Annotated in this window: 16 protein-coding genes; 13 read left to right on the top strand and 3 right to left on the bottom strand. The window is 55.8% G+C overall.

Annotated elements, in window-relative coordinates; translation table 11 throughout:
* Positions 1 to 23 precede the first annotated feature (23 nt).
* Both FHN83_RS16395 and FHN83_RS16390 read right to left on the bottom strand, forming a co-directional pair.
* Positions 24 to 290, bottom strand: coding sequence for a type II toxin-antitoxin system HicB family antitoxin (locus tag FHN83_RS16395; RefSeq protein WP_138370665.1), 267 nt, complete (start codon positions 288 to 290; stop codon positions 24 to 26).
* 140 nt (positions 291 to 430) lie between these two features.
* On the bottom strand, positions 431 to 1,303 hold the full coding sequence (locus tag FHN83_RS16390; protein ID WP_039031319.1) for an AraC family transcriptional regulator: 873 nt from the start codon (positions 1,301 to 1,303) through the stop codon (positions 431 to 433).
* Positions 1,304 to 1,506: 203 nt separating this feature from the next.
* On the opposite strand from FHN83_RS16390, the gene FHN83_RS16385 reads away from it, so the two are divergent.
* The 9 genes from FHN83_RS16385 (at position 1,507) to FHN83_RS16345 (ending at position 11,926) form a co-directional block, all read left to right on the top strand.
* A complete protein-coding gene (locus FHN83_RS16385) occupies positions 1,507 to 2,787 on the top strand; it encodes an oligosaccharide MFS transporter (RefSeq protein ID WP_139565447.1) in 1,281 nt (426 codons plus the stop codon).
* 14 nt (positions 2,788 to 2,801) lie between these two features.
* Positions 2,802 to 4,007, top strand: coding sequence for a glycoside hydrolase family 88 protein (locus FHN83_RS16380; RefSeq protein WP_139564397.1), 1,206 nt, complete (start codon positions 2,802 to 2,804; stop codon positions 4,005 to 4,007).
* Between the two features lie 160 nt (positions 4,008 to 4,167).
* Positions 4,168 to 4,842, top strand: coding sequence for an aldehyde dehydrogenase iron-sulfur subunit PaoA (gene paoA, locus FHN83_RS16375; protein ID WP_139564396.1), 675 nt, complete (start codon positions 4,168 to 4,170; stop codon positions 4,840 to 4,842).
* Complete coding sequence (locus FHN83_RS16370) at positions 4,839 to 5,795, top strand: FAD binding domain-containing protein (protein ID WP_139564395.1); 957 nt, start codon at positions 4,839 to 4,841, stop codon at positions 5,793 to 5,795. The genes paoA and FHN83_RS16370 overlap by 4 nt, the downstream gene beginning before the upstream one ends.
* A complete protein-coding gene (gene paoC / locus FHN83_RS16365) occupies positions 5,792 to 7,990 on the top strand; it encodes an aldehyde oxidoreductase molybdenum-binding subunit PaoC (protein ID WP_139564394.1) in 2,199 nt (732 codons plus the stop codon). The genes FHN83_RS16370 and paoC overlap by 4 nt, the downstream gene beginning before the upstream one ends.
* A gap of 9 nt (positions 7,991 to 7,999) precedes the next feature.
* Positions 8,000 to 8,938: an XdhC family protein gene (locus FHN83_RS16360; RefSeq protein ID WP_139564393.1), complete on the top strand. Its 939-nt coding sequence runs from the start codon at positions 8,000 to 8,002 to the stop codon at positions 8,936 to 8,938.
* Positions 8,939 to 9,062: 124 nt separating this feature from the next.
* Complete coding sequence (locus tag FHN83_RS16355) at positions 9,063 to 9,677, top strand: hypothetical protein (protein ID WP_052246226.1); 615 nt, start codon at positions 9,063 to 9,065, stop codon at positions 9,675 to 9,677.
* A 387-nt stretch (positions 9,678 to 10,064) separates the two neighbouring features.
* A complete protein-coding gene (locus tag FHN83_RS16350; RefSeq protein WP_255296416.1) occupies positions 10,065 to 10,532 on the top strand; it encodes a DUF3916 domain-containing protein in 468 nt (155 codons plus the stop codon).
* Positions 10,533 to 10,723: 191 nt separating this feature from the next.
* Complete coding sequence (locus FHN83_RS16345; protein WP_139564392.1) at positions 10,724 to 11,926, top strand: multidrug effflux MFS transporter; 1,203 nt, start codon at positions 10,724 to 10,726, stop codon at positions 11,924 to 11,926.
* A 176-nt stretch (positions 11,927 to 12,102) separates the two neighbouring features.
* Here FHN83_RS16345 and FHN83_RS16340 read toward each other — a convergent pair whose 3' ends face one another.
* The gene (locus FHN83_RS16340; RefSeq protein WP_139564391.1) at positions 12,103 to 13,152 is read right to left on the bottom strand and encodes an alpha/beta hydrolase; all 1,050 of its coding nucleotides are present in this window, start codon (positions 13,150 to 13,152) and stop codon (positions 12,103 to 12,105) included.
* 229 nt (positions 13,153 to 13,381) lie between these two features.
* On the opposite strand from FHN83_RS16340, the gene FHN83_RS16335 reads away from it, so the two are divergent.
* The 4 genes from FHN83_RS16335 to FHN83_RS16320 all read left to right on the top strand — a co-directional run bounded on the left by FHN83_RS16335 (position 13,382) and on the right by FHN83_RS16320 (position 16,818).
* A complete protein-coding gene (locus FHN83_RS16335; RefSeq protein WP_139564390.1) occupies positions 13,382 to 14,062 on the top strand; it encodes a heavy metal response regulator transcription factor in 681 nt (226 codons plus the stop codon).
* 15 nt (positions 14,063 to 14,077) lie between these two features.
* On the top strand, positions 14,078 to 15,535 hold the full coding sequence (locus FHN83_RS16330) for a heavy metal sensor histidine kinase (protein ID WP_139564389.1): 1,458 nt from the start codon (positions 14,078 to 14,080) through the stop codon (positions 15,533 to 15,535).
* A gap of 64 nt (positions 15,536 to 15,599) precedes the next feature.
* Complete coding sequence (locus FHN83_RS16325) at positions 15,600 to 16,079, top strand: cupin domain-containing protein (protein WP_139564388.1); 480 nt, start codon at positions 15,600 to 15,602, stop codon at positions 16,077 to 16,079.
* Positions 16,057 to 16,818, top strand: coding sequence for a carboxymuconolactone decarboxylase family protein (locus FHN83_RS16320; protein ID WP_139564387.1), 762 nt, complete (start codon positions 16,057 to 16,059; stop codon positions 16,816 to 16,818). Before FHN83_RS16325 ends, FHN83_RS16320 begins: the two co-directional genes overlap by 23 nt.
* Positions 16,819 to 16,825: the final 7 nt, after the last annotated feature.

Here is a 16,825-nt window from a genome sequence, read left to right as displayed (position 1 = left end):
GGCAGGCCAGCAGCCGGAAGGGATCAATGCAGAATAGCTTTAAGCCGCTGTAGCGCCATCAAAGGCCGCAGGGATCGCTGCTGGAAGGGTTGTACACCGGTGATATTGCAGGTGTTGAGATAGCTGTCCAGCGCATCCCGGGCGGCGATCTTCAGCTCCTGCACATCTCGCGCCATAAAGCGCGCTTCACTTCTGGTATTCAGAAACACACCACGGAACATATCAATCACCGGATCGTAGGTCACCAGGGCTTTATGTCCGTCGATAAAAAGGGTATTTGAGCGGCTCATCCTTGAGAATTATCCTAATCAACATAACTGGTGTGGATATTACGCTCCATAAATCAAATTAAAAAGCAGTTTTGAAAGTAAAAAAATTTTTGAAGATGGTCGATAAACTTTACGGATCCTGAGGGGATTTACCATGGCGGTCATGCCTCATCGTGCTCCTGACGTGCATCCGGAGCCAGATGCTGCTTGCGGTACTGTAATGGCGTCTGCCCAATCCGCTTTTTGAAGCAGGTAATGAAATACGTCATCTCGGTAAACCCCACCTTTTCGGCAATCCCGTTGATGCTTAACGGCGACATTCGCAATAAATCACAGCTTTTCTTGATGCGCCGGGTGAGCAGGTATTCGTGAATGCTGCCGCCGGTTTGTTGACGGAAGATCCGCGACGTGTAGCTGCGCGACAGGCCGATAGCGCTGGCCAGATCGTCCAGGGAAAACTTCTCCTGATAATGATCCTCCACCCACTGCATGATCTGCGCCGCCACGGAATGTTGTTGCTGAACGGGCGTCTGCGGCTGTGCGGGCAGAAAGGCCATTATCTGCATCACCAGAAACGCCACCTCGCTGGCTTCCGTTTGATTGCCGCTGCCCTGCCCGCAATACCGATCCAGAATGCACCCCATCATCTGGGCGTGTTCGCTGAGATCGTACACCTGCGCAGGCACGTTGCTGTCGGCCAGGGCGGCAAACTGCGCCTGATGGCGGGGGAAATCCCGCAGGGCAGCAATCACCGACGATTGCTCAATATGCATGGTGGTGCGGTAGTAGCGATTACTGTCGCTCGCTTCGACGTGCACCTTGTGCAGCCGGAAAGGCGGAAAGATAAACAGCCGTCCGGGCCGCGCGGTGTAATGGCGGTTATCGACCACCACAATGCCGTAGCCTTCTGAGACATACAGAAACTCAACGCACTGGTGCCAGTGGTAATACATGGCGCTGGAGCCGCGCGGACGATAGAGCGCCATGACGTCGTCATTTAGCGCGATGCGCTCCATTAATTGTCGTTCCTGCATTTTTCCTCACAGCAACAGAATTAAGTTTTTAGGCCATGATTTATAAAATATTGCCGTGTACGGGCTTAAATCCAACTTTATTTAAATAACGGATAGTTTTTGTGAAGTGGCTCACTCGGAGAAAAGCGGAAAATCCACCAGGATTCGCTCACCGTGTGCCCGCCACACGCAATAAAATAAATGAGTAATCAGGAGAGATAATGATGACGCTATCCTCATCCGTTCGTACCGCACAAATAAAAATGAGTGGTTTTATTTTTCTCTATTTTTTTACCTGGTCATCGAGCTTTGGTTTATATGCCTTATGGCTGAGCCAGAAAGTGGGATTAGACAGCATCACCATTGGCAGCGTATTTGCGATTAACGGTGCCTTTGCGGTGATCCTTAAACCGGTTTACGGCTACATCATGGATAAAATAGGCATGAGCAAGTGGTTGCTCTATTTTGTCTGCGCCATCTCGGCCCTGATGGCACCGTTTTTTGTCACGGTCTACCAGCCGCTGCTGTTAACCCATACCACCATCGGCATTATCGTCGGCGCGTTCTGGCTGAGCCTCGGCTGGTATGCCGGTGTCGCGGCCGCGGAATCCTACGCCGATCGCTTTAGTCGTCTGTATAGCCTGGAGTTTGGCCGGTTCCGCATGTGGGGATCATTAGGCTGGGCGCTGGCAGCGTCGGTCTCCGGCGTGCTGTTTAACATCACCCCGCTGGCGAACTTTCTTGTCAGCAGCGGGACCTCCGTGGTGATGCTGCTGGTGCTGATGAGCCTTAAAATTGGCGACGAACAGCTGCGTAATAACAACGTCATTGCCGACAACCGCATTGTCTTTGCCGATGTGATTTCGCTCCTGAAGTACCAGAAGTTCTGGATGTTCAGCCTCTATGTGGCCGGGGTGGCGTGGATGATGTTTGTCGCCGAGCAGCAGTTCCCGCGTTACTTCGTCTCCTTTTTCGAAACGAAACAGCAGGGCAATGCGTGGTACGGCTATCTGGGTACCCTGCAGGCCGGGATCGAATTCCTGATGATGATGTTTATCCCCGCGCTGGTGAACCATTACGGCGCCAAAAAAGGGCTGTTGCTGTGCGGCCTGGTGGTGGGAATACGCCTGATTGCCTCGGGGCTGACCTCCGATCCGCTGATGATCTCGATTATCAAGCCGCTGTATGGCGTGGAAATTGCCCTGCTGCTGATTTCGGTTTTCAAATACATCGCCGAGCATTTCCATAAAAAAGTGAATGCCACCATGTATCTGCTGGGCTATCAGGCGATGGTCTACGTCGGCTCCGTGGTGGTGGCACCGCCTGCGGGCTACCTGTATGAGACAATCGGCTTTGAGCACACCTACCTGATGATGGGCGGCTGCGCCCTGCTGTTTACCCTGATCTCCGCCTTTACCCTTTCGCCCTGCACGTCTCAACGTGGCCTGACCGACACCTTTTCCCCTGAACTGAAACCTACCCCGGTCGAGCCGGTAAAACACTAATCTGAGGACAAAATATGATTCGTTCTGCTGTCACTGCAAATGTCGTGACCGAGTCACTGCGCCCTGTGGAACTGCATCAGGTCGATCGCCTGCAGCTGCGCCGCAAGCTGGATGAGGCGATAACCCGCATCACGCCTAAGCTGGACAAAACGATGGCCCTGATGGGAGATAAATTCCCTAACGAAGCCTGCGAAGGGGGAAAATGGACCCCTTCAGACAATACGCAATGGACCACCAGCTTCTGGACCGGTCAGCTGTGGCTAGCCTGGGAGTTGACCGGGGAGGATAAATACCGCCAGGCGGCGGAGCGCTATCTGCCCTCTTTCGCCTCGCGACTGGCGCAGCGCATTGAAACGGCCACCCACGATCTGGGGTTTCTCTACTCCCTCTCCTGCGTTAACGCCTGGCGCTTAACGGGGAATGAGACCGCCCGCCGGGTCGCGCTCCAGGCGGCTGATATTCTGATGGAGCGCTACCACCCCGTCGCCGGGATCATCCAGGCCTGGGGCAACCTGAACGATCCGGCGCAGCAGGGACGGATGATCATTGACTGCAATATGAACCTGCCGCTTCTGTACTGGGCCAGCGAGCAGACCGGCGATGCGCGCTACGCCGAAGCCGCAGCGGCTCATGCGCAGCAGGCGGCAAAATACATCGTCCGCCCGGATGCCTCGACCTTCCACACATTTTACATGGACGTGACGACCGGCGAGCCGCGTTTTGGTGATACCCATCAGGGCCATAGCGATACGTCATGCTGGTCCCGCGGCCAGGCATGGGCCATCTATGGGTTTATGCTCAGCTATCTCTACACCGGCGATAAGCCTCTGGTAGACCTGACCCGCAGCCTGGCGCACTACTTTATCAATCGTCTGCCGGAAGATGATGTCTGCCACTGGGATCTGGCCCTGCTGGGCACCGATGCCGTGCGCGACAGTTCGGCGGCAGCTATCGCCGCCTGCGGCCTGCTTGAGCTGGTTAACGCGCTGCCGGTGCTGGATGAACATCGGGCCCATTATGAGGAGATGGCGCTGCGGATCGTCCAGTCGCTTACGGAGAACTATCTGGCGGATGACGAGGATCCGTGTGAAGGATTGCTGAAGCATTCGGTTTATCACATGCCCGCCGGTATTGGCGTGGATGAGTGCTGTAGCTGGGGTGATTATTACTACCTCGAGCTGCTGACCCGGGTTCGCCAGACCTGGACGAGATACTGGTAACCGCTCACCGGCCATGCGCCTGATAATTCCTTCTGGCGCATGGCATCCACGATTTAAGAATAATCCTGCTCACATCGCCGACTATGCTTAACGTTTAAAAAACAGACGACACAGTCGCACCCTCTTTCACTTTTATCCCCTTAAATACCGGAGGCCTGGCATGAGCAACCAAGGCGAATACCCTGATGATGGACGATCACACGACTTCAGCCTGTCCCGTCGGGATCTGATAAAAGTCAGCGCCGCAGCGGCGGCAACCGCGGCGGTTTACCCTTGTGGCGCGCTGGCCGAGGGTCAACCCGCCGTCACGCCCGCGCCGGAGATGATGCCGGTGACGTTTCGCGTCAACGGCGAGCAGCAGCAGCTGGAGGTGGATACCCGCACCACCCTGCTGGATGCCCTGCGCGAGAACCTGCACCTGACCGGCACCAAAAAAGGCTGCGACCACGGGCAGTGCGGCGCCTGCACCGTTATCGTTGACGGGCGCAGGATCAATTCCTGTCTCACCCTGGCCGTGATGCACCAGAACGCCGATATCACCACCATCGAGGGGCTGGGCACGCCGGACAATCTGCATCCGATGCAGGCGGCGTTTGTCGAACACGATGGTTATCAGTGCGGCTACTGCACGCCGGGGCAAATCTGCTCCTCGGTGGCGGTGCTGAAAGAGATTGAAGCGGGCATCCCCAGCCATGTGACCCTCGATCTGGTCTCCCCTCCCGAAATGAGCGCCCAGGAGATCCGCGAGCGCATGAGCGGCAACATCTGCCGCTGCGGCGCGTACGCCAACATCCTCGCCGCCATTGAAGACGTCGCCGGAGGGAAGAAATCATGAAAGCCTTCACCTATGAACGGGTACAAACCCCGGCCGAGGCGGCGGCCAGCGCCCGGCGCACCCCTGGCGCGAAATTTATCGCTGGCGGCACTAATCTGCTGGATCTGATGAAGCTGGAAATTGAGACCCCCACCCATCTGATCGACGTGAACGGCCTGGGGCTGGATAAGATTGACGCTACCGACGAGGGCGGGCTGCGCATCGGTGCCCTGGTGCGTAATACCGATCTGGCCGCCGATGAGCGCGTGCGCCGTGACTATGCCGTGCTCTCCCGGGCGCTGCTGGCCGGGGCCTCCGGACAGCTGCGCAACCAGGCCACCACGGCGGGCAATCTTCTCCAGCGCACCCGCTGCCCCTACTTTTACGACACTAACCAGCCCTGCAATAAGCGTCTTCCCGGCAGCGGCTGCGCGGCGCTGGAAGGGTTTAGCCGCCAGCATGCGGTGGTAGCAAGCAGCGAAGCCTGTATCGCCACCCATCCTGGCGACATGCCCGTGGCGATGCGGCTGCTGGACGCGGTGGTGGAAACCATCAACGCGGACGGAAAAGCGCGCAACATTCCAATCGCCGACTTTTATCGCGCTCCGGGGAAAACGCCCCATATCGAGACCGTCCTGACGTCCGGCGAGTTGATTACCGCCGTCAGTCTGCCGCCGCCGGTGGCTGGGCAGCACATTTACCGTAAGGTCCGCGATCGCGCCTCCTACGCCTTCGCGCTGGTGTCGGTGGCGGCGATTGTCCAGCCGGACGGAACCGGTCGCGTCGCGATGGGCGGCGTGGCGCATAAACCCTGGCGGGTGGCGCAGGCCGATGCGCAGGTCGCGCAGGGGGCGCAGGCGGTGTATGACGCGTTGTTTGCCGACGCGCATCCGACGCCTGAAAACAGATTCAAACTTACCCTGGCGAAGCGAACGCTTGCCTCCGTGCTGACAGAAGCGAGGGCTCAGGTATGAAATTTGAGAAACCGGCAGGGGAAAACCCGATCGATCGGTTGAAGGTGGTTGGACAGCCTCATGACCGTATCGACGGCCCGTTAAAAACCACCGGCAAGGCGCACTATGCCTACGAATGGCACGATACCGCGCCCAACGCGGCCTATGGCTACGTGGTCGGCTCGGCCATCGCGAAAGGCGAGATCGCCACCATCGACACCCAGGCCGCGAAAAAGGCGCCGGGCGTGCTGACGGTGATCACCGCCAGCAGCGCGGGCGCGCTCGGCAAAGGTGAGCGCAACGCGGCCACACTGTTGGGTGGGCCAAAGATCGAGCACTACCATCAGGCCGTTGCGCTGGTGGTGGCCGAGACCTTTGAGCAGGCCCGGGCGGCGGCGTCGCTGGTGCAGGTTCAGTACCGGCGTGATCAGGGCGCGTACTCGCTGGCGGAGGAAAAACCCGCCGTCAGCCAGCCGCCAGAGAAGACCCCGGACAAAAACGTCGGGGATTTTGACGCCGCCTTTAGCGCCGCCGAGGTGAAGTTAGACGTTACCTATACCACCCCCGATCAGAGCCATATGGCGATGGAGCCGCACGCCTCTATGGCCGTCTGGGACGGCGATAAGGTGACGCTCTGGACCTCCAATCAGATGGTGGCATGGTGTCGCACCGACCTGGCGGCGACGCTGAAGATCCCCGAGGAGAACGTGCGCATCATCTCCCCCTATATCGGCGGGGGCTTTGGCGGCAAGCTGTTCCTGCGAAGCGATGCCCTGCTGGCCGCGCTGGCGGCCCGGGCCGTGAAGCGTCCGGTTAAGGTGATGCTGGCGCGCCCGACGATCCCTAACAACACCACTCACCGTCCGGCGACCATTCAGCACATTCGCATCGGTACTGACAAGGCGGGGAAAATCACCGCCATCGCCCATGACAGCTGGTCCGGCAATCTGCCCGGCGGCACGCCGGAGACGGCGGTGCAGCAGACCGAACTGCTCTACGCGGGTGAAAATCGTCATACCGGCCTGCGGCTGGCAAAACTGGATCTGCCCGAGGGCAACGCCATGCGCGCCCCTGGTGAAGCGCCGGGCCTGATGGCGCTGGAGATTGCCATCGACGAGATGGCAGAAAAAGCGGGCGTCGATCCGGTTGAGTTTCGCATCCTCAATGACACGCAGGTCGATCCGGCGGATCCCAGCCGTCCCTTCTCCCGTCGTCAGCTGATTGAGTGCCTGCGTACCGGGGCCGAGGAGTTCGGCTGGAAGCAGCGCAACGCGACGCCAGGCCAGGTCCGCGACGGGCGATGGCTGGTGGGCATCGGCATGGCGGCCGGTTTTCGCAATAACCTGTTAGAAAAATCCGCCGCCCGGGTGCATCTGGACGCCGACGGAAAGGTGACGGTAGAAACCGACATGACGGACATCGGCACCGGGAGTTACACCATCATTGCCCAGACGGCGGCGGAAATGCTGGGCGTGCCGCTGGAAAACGTGACGGTGCACCTCGGGGATTCGAGCTTCCCGGTGTCGGCCGGTTCAGGCGGACAGTGGGGGGCGAATACCTCCACCTCGGGGGTTTACGCCGCCTGCGTAAAGCTGCGTGAAACCATCGCCACGAAACTCGGTTTCGATCCCGCTCAGGCGCAATTTAGCGACGGTAAGATCGCCCAGGATACGCGCAGCGCGGAGATTCGCGAGGCCGCCGCCAACGGCACGCTGACCGCCGAAGACAGTATCGAGTTTGGCGATCTGGACAAGCAGTACCAGCAGTCGACCTTTGCCGGGCACTTTATCGAGGTGGCCGTGGACGTGGCGACGGGGGAAGTGCGGGTCCGGCGCATGCTGGCGGTGTGCGCGGCTGGCCGCATTCTTAACCCGAAAACCGCCCGCAGCCAGGTGATTGGCGCGATGACCATGGGGCTCGGCGCGGCGCTGATGGAGGAGCTGGCCGTCGATACCCGGCTGGGGTACTTCGTCAATCACGACATGGCGGGGTATGAAGTGCCGGTGCATGCCGATGTCCCCGAGCAGAAGGTCATTTTCCTCGACGACACCGACCCGATCTCCTCGCCCATGAAGGCCAAAGGGGTGGGCGAACTGGGGCTGTGCGGCGTGGGCGCGGCTATCGCCAATGCGGTATATAACGCCACGGGCGTGCGGGTACGGGAGTATCCCATCACCCTGGACAAGCTGATCGAAGCGCTACCCGATGTGGTGTAAGGAGAGAGGATGCTGCAACACGCTGCGCTGACAGAACAAGTTATCCCCGAACAGGCCTTTGCCACCGACGACAGCGTGGCGGTGCTGCGCTTCGCGGCGGAGGGGTTAAACGCAGGCATGGCGGTGGCGCTGGTGACCCTGGTGGAGATCCGCGGCGGTGCCGCCAGGCCGCTGGGGGCGCAGATGGCCGTTCGCGAGGACGGCTTATATTGCGGCTATGTCTCCGGCGGCTGCGTGGAGTCCGCTGCCGCTTACGAGGCGCTGGAGACCCTCGCCAGCGGCAAAGACCGTCAGGTGAAGTACGGCGAGGGATCGCCGTGGTTCGACATCGTGCTGCCCTGCGGCGGCGGGATTACGCTGAACATTCATAAACTGCGCTCGGTGCAGCCGCTACTGGCGGTATTGAACAGCCTGGCGCAGCGTAAACCGGTGGGATTGCGCTATCACGCCCCGTCGCAGTCGTTGCACTCAGTGCCCGGGACAACCCGGACAGGCTGGAATGATGATGTTTTTGAGCAGAGCTATCGCCCCAGTGTGCGGATACTGATTTACGGGGGCTCAGTGGAGGCGCAGGCCACCGCACGCGTGGCCCAGGCGGCGGGGTATGAGGTTCAGTGCAACCCGCGCAGGGTTGAACCGATGGATGCCGACACGGCGGTGATTTTGCTCTGGCACGATGGGCATAAGGAGCTGCCGGTGCTGGAGGCCGCCCTGACGGCAGCACCTTTTTATATCGGTGCCCTCGGCAGCCGTCGCACCCACCAGCGGCGGGTCGAGAAGCTGCTTGAACTGGGCTGGGAAGAGGCGGATATCGCGCGCATCAAGGCGCCGATTGGGATTTTCCCTCAGGCACGGGATGCGAACACCCTGGCGCTGTCGGTGGTGGCGGACGTGGCGGCGGCGCGTTTGCATCAGGAAGAACCTATCAAAATTAAGGGGTTGGGCTGATTTTACGCCTGGTTTCCTGAGTGCATGTTAAATTATTTAACACTGTTTCATCGTGTGGACGGGTTACCACACACTTGAAGCTGAAAATGGAAATCGCACTTAACTAACCCCTACAGGAAAGTAGATGAAAAAAACTCTCTTCGCATTGCCCCCTGCCATTCTTATGGCTTTACCTTGTATCGTCTCCCCCGCCAGCGCCGCGCAGCCGGTGCATGCTGTTGATGTAAAATCCTTTGATGTCGGCGGCGTGAAGACCGGGATGAGCGTTGAACAAGCCCGAGCAGCGATGCAGAAAAATTTTGGTGTCTCAGCCGACAAAATCGAAGCCTCTAAGTCTGCGACATACCAGGTGGCAACCAAGATTACCGGGAGCCCGCAGGTTATGTATCTGGTCTATGAGAACAACGGTACCCGGATGCAGGTGAGTTTCGAACCTCGCGTCCCTTACGACAAAAGCAACCCGATGGCTGCAGCCTTGATCTCCTATGAGATCCCCTGGACGAGCGATAATGCAGCGTCAATGAAGGAAGCCGCGCTGGCAAAATATGGCCCGGTTTCCGCCCCTGATACGAACCCTATATGGTGTGAAAAACCCCTGCCCGGGACAGGCATGGGATGCGAACAGGGTACAGCCGAACTGAAAGTGGCCAGCACAAAACTGACGTTGATCGATCCTGCCTGGCAAAACGCCAGAATAAAATTTATGGATCAGCAAAACGCGACCAAGCCGCAGTTTTAACGTCGCTGGGCAGCCTGTCTTCCTTCTCCATAGAAGTGTTAAGAAAGACAGGCTGCAAAATTAATGAACCACCTGATAAATCCTGGCGAATTCACAGGCTATTTAAATAAAGCCTTGGGTTATGCTTTTGCGACATTACTGCCAAAGGGAATGTGACGGGACTGCTTTGAGCAAAGAGCGGACATAAATTCTCATAAGCCGATTGCGGTGCGTTATATTGCAGACGTAACGATAAGCGGAACAACTTAGGATAGAATGCTCTTGTATAGGGGCAAAACGTGAACCGTTTAAGCAGCTAATAGGTACATTATTTATGAGTAGACGACTTAACAGAGATCATAGAACCAAAGTCAGAAATATTACCCGACGCATAAAAGCTCTTAATCGTTGGGCTGGTACTTTTATAGCCCTGAACGTAGTATTTTTCCAGAAGAAGAGCATTACTGGAATTTCAAAATTCCGGTAGATATAAATCTCGTTCAGGGAAAATACAGCACGCTTAAAACCAAAGCAGCTTGTGCACAAGCTTTAATTAATGCTTGTTCAAACCTCATAACGGCTACTGCTAGTATGAATTACAGCCCTCGAATTACCGCTATGGTATGTCTTCCAGATATGTTTACAAGTGAGGTCTGTCTTTATCGCTCCGAAGAATATTATCAAGGCTTCATAACTGAAGATCGTTCTGAAAATGGTGCTTCTGCTTTGATCAAAGATCGTAGTCTTGCTGCTGAATGGGGACTCGTTCTGCCAGATAACGTACAGGAAATAGGTATCACACTCGAATATTATGGAAGCGACGATCGTGATGAATGGTTCACGGGAGAACGCTGGTATTATGGTCAGGTGACTTAAGAGACCTTCATTCATTTGATTAAAAATAAATCCCTTATAAAAAGGGATGCTACTTTTGTCTATAAAAGCGTTATCTGATAAATTAACTTTCATTAATGAATGCCATTCATAGTCCCTATCCTCCCACCTGTGATTATCAGCGAGCGCAAACCCGTTAACATGCTTTATCTTTACATGTCCAACGGATCACCATGCTTAATCAACAGGTACAAACACAGTCGGCTACAGCTAAAAAAACTGGCCTCTCGTTTCTACTCATTCTCAGCGCCCTGATGGCTGTTACCTCTTTATCAACCGACATCTATCTTCCTGCTATGCCCTTGATGGCCAAAGATTTGCAGGGTGATGCAGAGCTGACAATCACTGGGTTCCTTATCGGTTTCTGCATTGCGCAACTGATTTGGGGGCCGATTAGCGATCGTTATGGGCGTCGTCTGCCACTGTTTATCGGTTTAGGGCTGTTCATCATCGGCTCGGTGGGCTGTGCGTTATCAACAGATATCGTTCAAATAGTCTTCTGGCGTGTTTTTCAGGCGTTAGGTGCCTGTACCGGGCCGATGTTGGCACGAGCAATGATCCGTGACCTGTTTAGCCGCACTCGTGCAGCACAAATGCTTTCTACACTGATGATAATCATGGCCATCGCGCCGATTGCCGGGCCCCTGATCGGCGGGCAGATGATTAAAGTCATCTCGTGGCATGCCATTTTCTGGCTGCTGGCGATTATCGGCACATTAATGCTGATGTCTTTATTCTGGTTACCGGAGACGTTACCTGCTGAAAAACGTTCGAAAGCGTCCGTATCCAGCGCCTTTAGTAACTATTACGCATTACTGACCAACGCCAAATATATGCGTTTTACCCTCTGCCTGACGTTCTACTACGTTGCAGCCTATGCCTTTATCACCGGATCTCCGTTTGTCTACATCACCTACTTCGGCGTTGATCCGCAGCATTACGGTTGGCTGTTTGCAGTAAACATTTTTGGACTGATGGCGGTGAGCATGGTCAACAGACGTCTGGTTCACCGCTACCCACTGGAAGCGTTGCTCAGGAAGGCCGTATTCGTCGCCACTCTTGCGGCAATAGTGCTGGCGGTCACCACCGGCCTGGGCGTAGGTGGAATTACCGTGATTGTCGGCGCTGTGTTCGTGTTCTTCTCTATGAATGGCATCATCGCGGCGACATCCACGGCCTGCGCATTAGATGCAGTGCCTAATGTGGCGGGTTCCGCGTCGGCGCTCATGGGCGCGTTACAATACGGCAGCGGCATCATCTCTTCACTTCTTCTCGCGCTGTTCAGTGATGGCACACCCTGGACGATGGGCTGGATAATCGCGTTGTTTACAGCAGCCAGCGCCGTAATGGCACTGACCGTTCAGATAAAAAAGTGACCACTATATTTCCGCCACGCTTATGAATTTAACTCATAGCGCCTATTTAAATAGCGTAATTATCTTTAACCGCAACTTCGTTAATCTGGATCTATCGAGTGAATATTCAAGCGGAAAGTGGCTGTAACTGACAGGCATACCCCAGCCTGTACGGCTGGGGCGTCATCGCAGGCTAGTTAAATATTCTTATCGAAGAAGACGTCTAACTGTTGCATCGCCTGGTCAACGTATTTTGGTACCCAGTACGTCTCGATATGGGTAGCGCCGTCGATCAGGAAGAGTTCTTTGTCCTTCGTCCCGGTGGCTTTCGCGAACGCATCTTCAGTCATATAGAGCGTATCGGCTTTTGTACCGGCAATCATCAGCAGCGGTTTATTGATGAGATTGATATGGTCCGTTACGTCAAAGCTCATCAAATCCAGAAGACTGCTGGTGGTGTATTTAAACGTGGAGTTCGGATGCGCATGGGTTTTCCAGTAGTACTCGTAGCCCTGGCGATATAAGGCAAAAGGTAATTTAGCAATCTGTTCATCAGTCAGGTTGGCATCGCCGGAGTATAGGACTTCGCCTCCGGCGGCTTCCTGAGCCCGTGCGTCAGAAGCCTGCTGAAGACGCTGCTGGACAGTATCCAGCTGTGAATCCTGCATACCGTTGCGGCGCACAAGGCCTGAATTAAACATGCTGATGGTTGCTATCGATTTGAACCGCTTGTCAGTTTCAGCCGCAACAAGTGAATACCCGCCGCCTCCGCAAATACCCAGCAGACCAAGGCGGGCGGTATCTACACCAGGATACTGGCTGATGTAGTCAGCCATGCCATGGATATCCTCAATGCGATTAGCGGGTTTATCCACGCTGCGAGGCATTCCGCCGCTGGCACCCTGATAAGCCGCGTCGGCGGTAATCGTGATGTATCCCTGCTCGGCAAGACGCTGAGCATACAACCCGGCGACCTGTTCTTTTACGCCGCCATTAGGATGTGCCACCACTACAGCAGGGTATTTTTTGGCGGGATCGTAGTTAGCAGGGGTATAGACATTCGCAGCAATCTGGATGCCATGCAGATCGTATTTCACGGGATGAATGTTGACCTTGCCTTTGACGTTCTCGGTGATGGCACCGTCATAGACGAGTGTGAATGGATTCTTTTTATAATCAGCCGCATTGACTGAGGACACCACAGCCATTGCCGTGAGTAGCATTGCACTGATAAGCGTGAATTTCATGGTCTCTCCCGATGAGTGTCGGCCTGGTTATTCAGGCTCGCGGAATCAAATTTGCAGGCTCAGATTAGGGAGAGAGGGCTGTCAGCATAGTGACAGAGAAATAACATTTTTGTCAGGAACAGAACGGGTGGGAAGTATTTCTGACAGCGCTGTCAGGTAGCCGTCAGCTTTATGTTGGCAATCAAGAAGCAGAATGATCCCGATTGGATAGTTAAGAGGAAGTCCCGTTATGCGTCTGTTGTTAGTCGAAGATGAAGAAAAAACGTCAACCTATCTCAACCGTGCGCTGGGTGAGTCCTGGTTTACGGTAGATGTCTCTGCAGATGGCGCTGAAGGTCTTCATTACGCGCTGGAGTTCGACTACGACGCGATAATACTGGATGTGATGCTGCCGGGGATGGATGGCTACCGGGTACTGGAGGGCGTGCGGGCAATCAAACAGACGCCGGTACTGATGCTATCGGCACGGGGATCGGTCGACGAGCGCGTTAAAGGGCTGCGTCTTGGCGCGGATGATTATCTGCCCAAGCCCTTCTCGCTGATTGAGCTGGTGGCGCGTATTCAGGCGCTGGTGCGCCGCCGCGCTACGGATGGCGCAGACATCACCCAGCTGCAAATTCACGATCTGCATCTCGACCTGCTGGCTCGTCGCGTATTTCGCGCCGGAACACGGCTGGAGCTGACCGCGAAAGAGTTTTCCCTGCTGAGCCTTTTGGCCCGGCATCAGGGAGAGATTCTGTCAAAAATGATGATTGCGGAGCAGATATGGGACATGAATTTCGACAGCGATGCCAACGTGGTTGAAGTGGCCATTAAACGACTTCGGGCCAAAGTGGATGCGCCGTTCGATATCAAGCTGTTACATACCGTTCGTGGCATGGGGTATGTCCTCGAAGTCCGGTCCGAATAAATGAAGGGGATAAGCATGCCTAAGCGTTCCATCTCCGTTCACCTGGCGCTGATGTTTGCCCTATCCGCGCTGCTGATTGTGTCCGTTATCGGTATCCTGCTCAGAAGCTCCCTGCATGACTCTTTGCAAAAGCAGATGCACAACGAGCTGCTGTTTCGCGAATCATTAATGAGTCCGTGGATCACCGCGCGAACCTCGGCTGACGGCTGGTCACTGCTTGCCAATAAATTCACCGTGTTAACCAATTCTGAAGGTGAACGCGTTCGCTACTGGATAGTGAGCGATAACCCACGCTTTAGCATGGGGGGAACGCCACCGGTGGGCGTTCAGTGGTCTTCTTTACAGGAAGGCTTTAATAAAGTGCCCGGCGCATCAGAAGGTGCCTGCTCGCTGTTCCTTTTAGTGAAAACGATACCCGCCAACGGTGAAAGGCCTGAGCTGCGCTATGTGGTTGCCATCGACTCCACGCCGTACATGGGCACACTCGATGCGTTCACGCGTACATTACTGATCATTACCGCACTGGGCGTCGTGATTGTCGCCTTACTGGGATACGTCGTTTCAAGGATCGGTCTTCGTCCCGTTGGGGCGCTCAGTAAACAGGCGAGGCATCTCGCTCCCGGGGACCATGGTCAGCGCCTGAATACCGAAGCATTACCTGACGAATTACAGCAGTTAGCATCATCTTTTAATGGCGTGCTGGAACGGCAGGAGGTCGCCTGGCGGCAGCTCGAAAGCTTTAATGCCGATGTTGCGCATGAGCTCCGGACTCCGCTGACTAACCTGATCGGCCAGACGCAGCTGGGGCTTTCGCGCCGACGCTCGCAGGATGAACTGGAAGAGTTACTGGGTTCCAATCTGGAAGAACTTGAACGCATGACGTCTATCGTTAACGACATGCTGTTCCTGTCCCATGCCCATGCGGGTGAACATGCGTCCCAGCTTACCCAAGTGTCCCTGCGGGAAGAAACGCTGAAAACAGCGGAGTATGTAGAGCCTTCTTTTGCTGAAAAACAGCTTTCTCTGGATGTGGAAGGCGACGTCACCGCGCATATCGACCGACGACTGTTCCACCGCTCACTGGCTAATTTACTGGAAAATAGCGCAAGGCATTCGCCCTCTGACAGTACGGTTACGGTGCGGTTAAGCGAAACCGGTCATCAAGCCTGTATTGAAGTGTCAAACCCGGGCGATCCGATAGCACCAGAGCACTTACACCGACTTTTCGAGCGGTTCTATCGCGTTGACACCTCCCGAGCCAGGAGTGATACCCATCATGGACTGGGTCTGTCGATCGTGCGTGCCGTCGCCATTATGCACCGGGGAGACGTCTTTGCTCGTAGTGAAGGAGGCATCAATACTTTTGGCCTCACCTTTGCGATGCAAATCGATAAAGCGTCGGGCAACGCTCACTCCGGCACTGAGCCGGAACCCGGGTTAACTGACAGAATTGTCAGGGGGGCGTCAGCCTGACGTCATCACCCTCTCGATAAAATCATCGCAGGCAATCCCCTCTTCATTGATAAGGACGCTTTGCATGATCGGACATTTACGTTACCTCGGGCTGTTACTGCCCCTCGTCGCATTTTCATCCTGGGCAGCGGAGCAAAATCCTGCTGTCCATATCGCCCCCGCAGGAAGTCAGAACGCGGTGTTCGGGCCAACCGAAAACTTTACCGGTCGCGTCAGGGTTGATCCTCTCTTCAAACCGGATAACGACATCAGTGTTTCCGGGGCTTATGTCACCTTTGAACCCGGCGCTCGTTCCGCCTGGCATACGCATCCGGCAGGTCAGCGGCTGATTGTGACCTCGGGTGTTGGGCTCACCCAACAAGAAGGTCAGCCGGTGCAGGTTATCCGCGCCGGTGACGTTGTCTCTTGCCCGGCGGGCGTCAAACACTGGCACGGGGCGGCCCCCGGCAGCGCGATGACGCATCTGGCGATAACCGGGATTGTGGATGGCAAAAGCGTTAACTGGAAGGAGTTAGTGACAGATGAACAATACCACGCCCATTAAAGCATTAGCGGCAGCGGTACTGCTGACCTTTGGTTTTGGTCTCGCGGCACATGCTGCGCCCGTCAGTAAAGGAGCCTCAGAAATGAACCACGAACAAAAGGTTTCAGATACGCTGTCAGCTCGCCAACAGGCCATCCCGTTGATTGCGGCATCGATGGCCAGCAGTCAGATGGATAAGCTGAATGCAGCCCTGAATCAGGGACTGGATGCCGGGCTTACGATAAACGAAACCAAAGAGATTCTCGTCCAGCTTTATGCCTATACGGGCTTCCCTCGTAGCCTGAATGCGCTTAATGAACTGATGAAAGTCGTCGAAGCACGTAAACAACGTGGTATCAAAGACGTTGAGGGTAAAGAACCGGTTGCCCCGATCCCTGTCGGGGATGAGCTTCGCCGTGTCGGTACCGCAAACCAGACAAAAATCTCAGGCACTCCCGTCCAGGGCCCGCTGTTTGATTTTGCCCCGGTGATTAACCAGTTCCTGCAAACGCACCTTTTCGGCGACATTTTCGCCCGTGATAACCTCGACTGGCAAAGCCGCGAGCTGGCAACGGTTGGCGCATTAGCGGCCACGCCGGGCGTCGAATCACAACTGCTGTCGCATACGCGAGCAAGCATGCGGGTCGGCCTGACGGCGTCGCAGCTGCGCCAGCTGGCACAGGTTCTGCGTGAACATGGCGAAAGTGATGCAGCAACGCGAGCTGAAAAGGCGCTGCAGCAGGCGCTTGCAAACAATTAGGAGTGGA

The organism is Leclercia adecarboxylata (assembly GCF_006171285.1).
Classification (GTDB): Bacteria; Pseudomonadota; Gammaproteobacteria; order Enterobacterales; family Enterobacteriaceae; genus Enterobacter; species Enterobacter barmai.
Note: the sequence above shows the minus strand (reverse complement) of the source record. Positions and strands in the feature narration are given on the sequence as shown.

What these genes read in the sequence shown, in the direction of transcription:
- FHN83_RS16395 (WP_138370665.1), bottom strand. Translation starts at nt 290, where the DNA reads ATGAGCCGCTCAAATACCCTTTTTATCGACGGACATAAAGCCCTGGTG.
- FHN83_RS16390 (WP_039031319.1), bottom strand. Translation starts at nt 1,303, where the DNA reads ATGCAGGAACGACAATTAATGGAGCGCATCGCGCTAAATGACGACGTC.
- FHN83_RS16385 (WP_139565447.1), top strand. Translation starts at nt 1,507, where the DNA reads ATGACGCTATCCTCATCCGTTCGTACCGCACAAATAAAAATGAGTGGT.
- FHN83_RS16380 (WP_139564397.1), top strand. Translation starts at nt 2,802, where the DNA reads ATGATTCGTTCTGCTGTCACTGCAAATGTCGTGACCGAGTCACTGCGC.
- paoA (WP_139564396.1), top strand. Translation starts at nt 4,168, where the DNA reads ATGAGCAACCAAGGCGAATACCCTGATGATGGACGATCACACGACTTC.
- FHN83_RS16370 (WP_139564395.1), top strand. Translation starts at nt 4,839, where the DNA reads ATGAAAGCCTTCACCTATGAACGGGTACAAACCCCGGCCGAGGCGGCG.
- paoC (WP_139564394.1), top strand. Translation starts at nt 5,792, where the DNA reads ATGAAATTTGAGAAACCGGCAGGGGAAAACCCGATCGATCGGTTGAAG.
- FHN83_RS16360 (WP_139564393.1), top strand. Translation starts at nt 8,000, where the DNA reads ATGCTGCAACACGCTGCGCTGACAGAACAAGTTATCCCCGAACAGGCC.
- FHN83_RS16355 (WP_052246226.1), top strand. Translation starts at nt 9,063, where the DNA reads ATGAAAAAAACTCTCTTCGCATTGCCCCCTGCCATTCTTATGGCTTTA.
- FHN83_RS16345 (WP_139564392.1), top strand. Translation starts at nt 10,724, where the DNA reads ATGCTTAATCAACAGGTACAAACACAGTCGGCTACAGCTAAAAAAACT.
- FHN83_RS16340 (WP_139564391.1), bottom strand. Translation starts at nt 13,152, where the DNA reads ATGAAATTCACGCTTATCAGTGCAATGCTACTCACGGCAATGGCTGTG.
- FHN83_RS16335 (WP_139564390.1), top strand. Translation starts at nt 13,382, where the DNA reads ATGCGTCTGTTGTTAGTCGAAGATGAAGAAAAAACGTCAACCTATCTC.
- FHN83_RS16330 (WP_139564389.1), top strand. Translation starts at nt 14,078, where the DNA reads ATGCCTAAGCGTTCCATCTCCGTTCACCTGGCGCTGATGTTTGCCCTA.
- FHN83_RS16325 (WP_139564388.1), top strand. Translation starts at nt 15,600, where the DNA reads ATGATCGGACATTTACGTTACCTCGGGCTGTTACTGCCCCTCGTCGCA.
- FHN83_RS16320 (WP_139564387.1), top strand. Translation starts at nt 16,057, where the DNA reads ATGAACAATACCACGCCCATTAAAGCATTAGCGGCAGCGGTACTGCTG.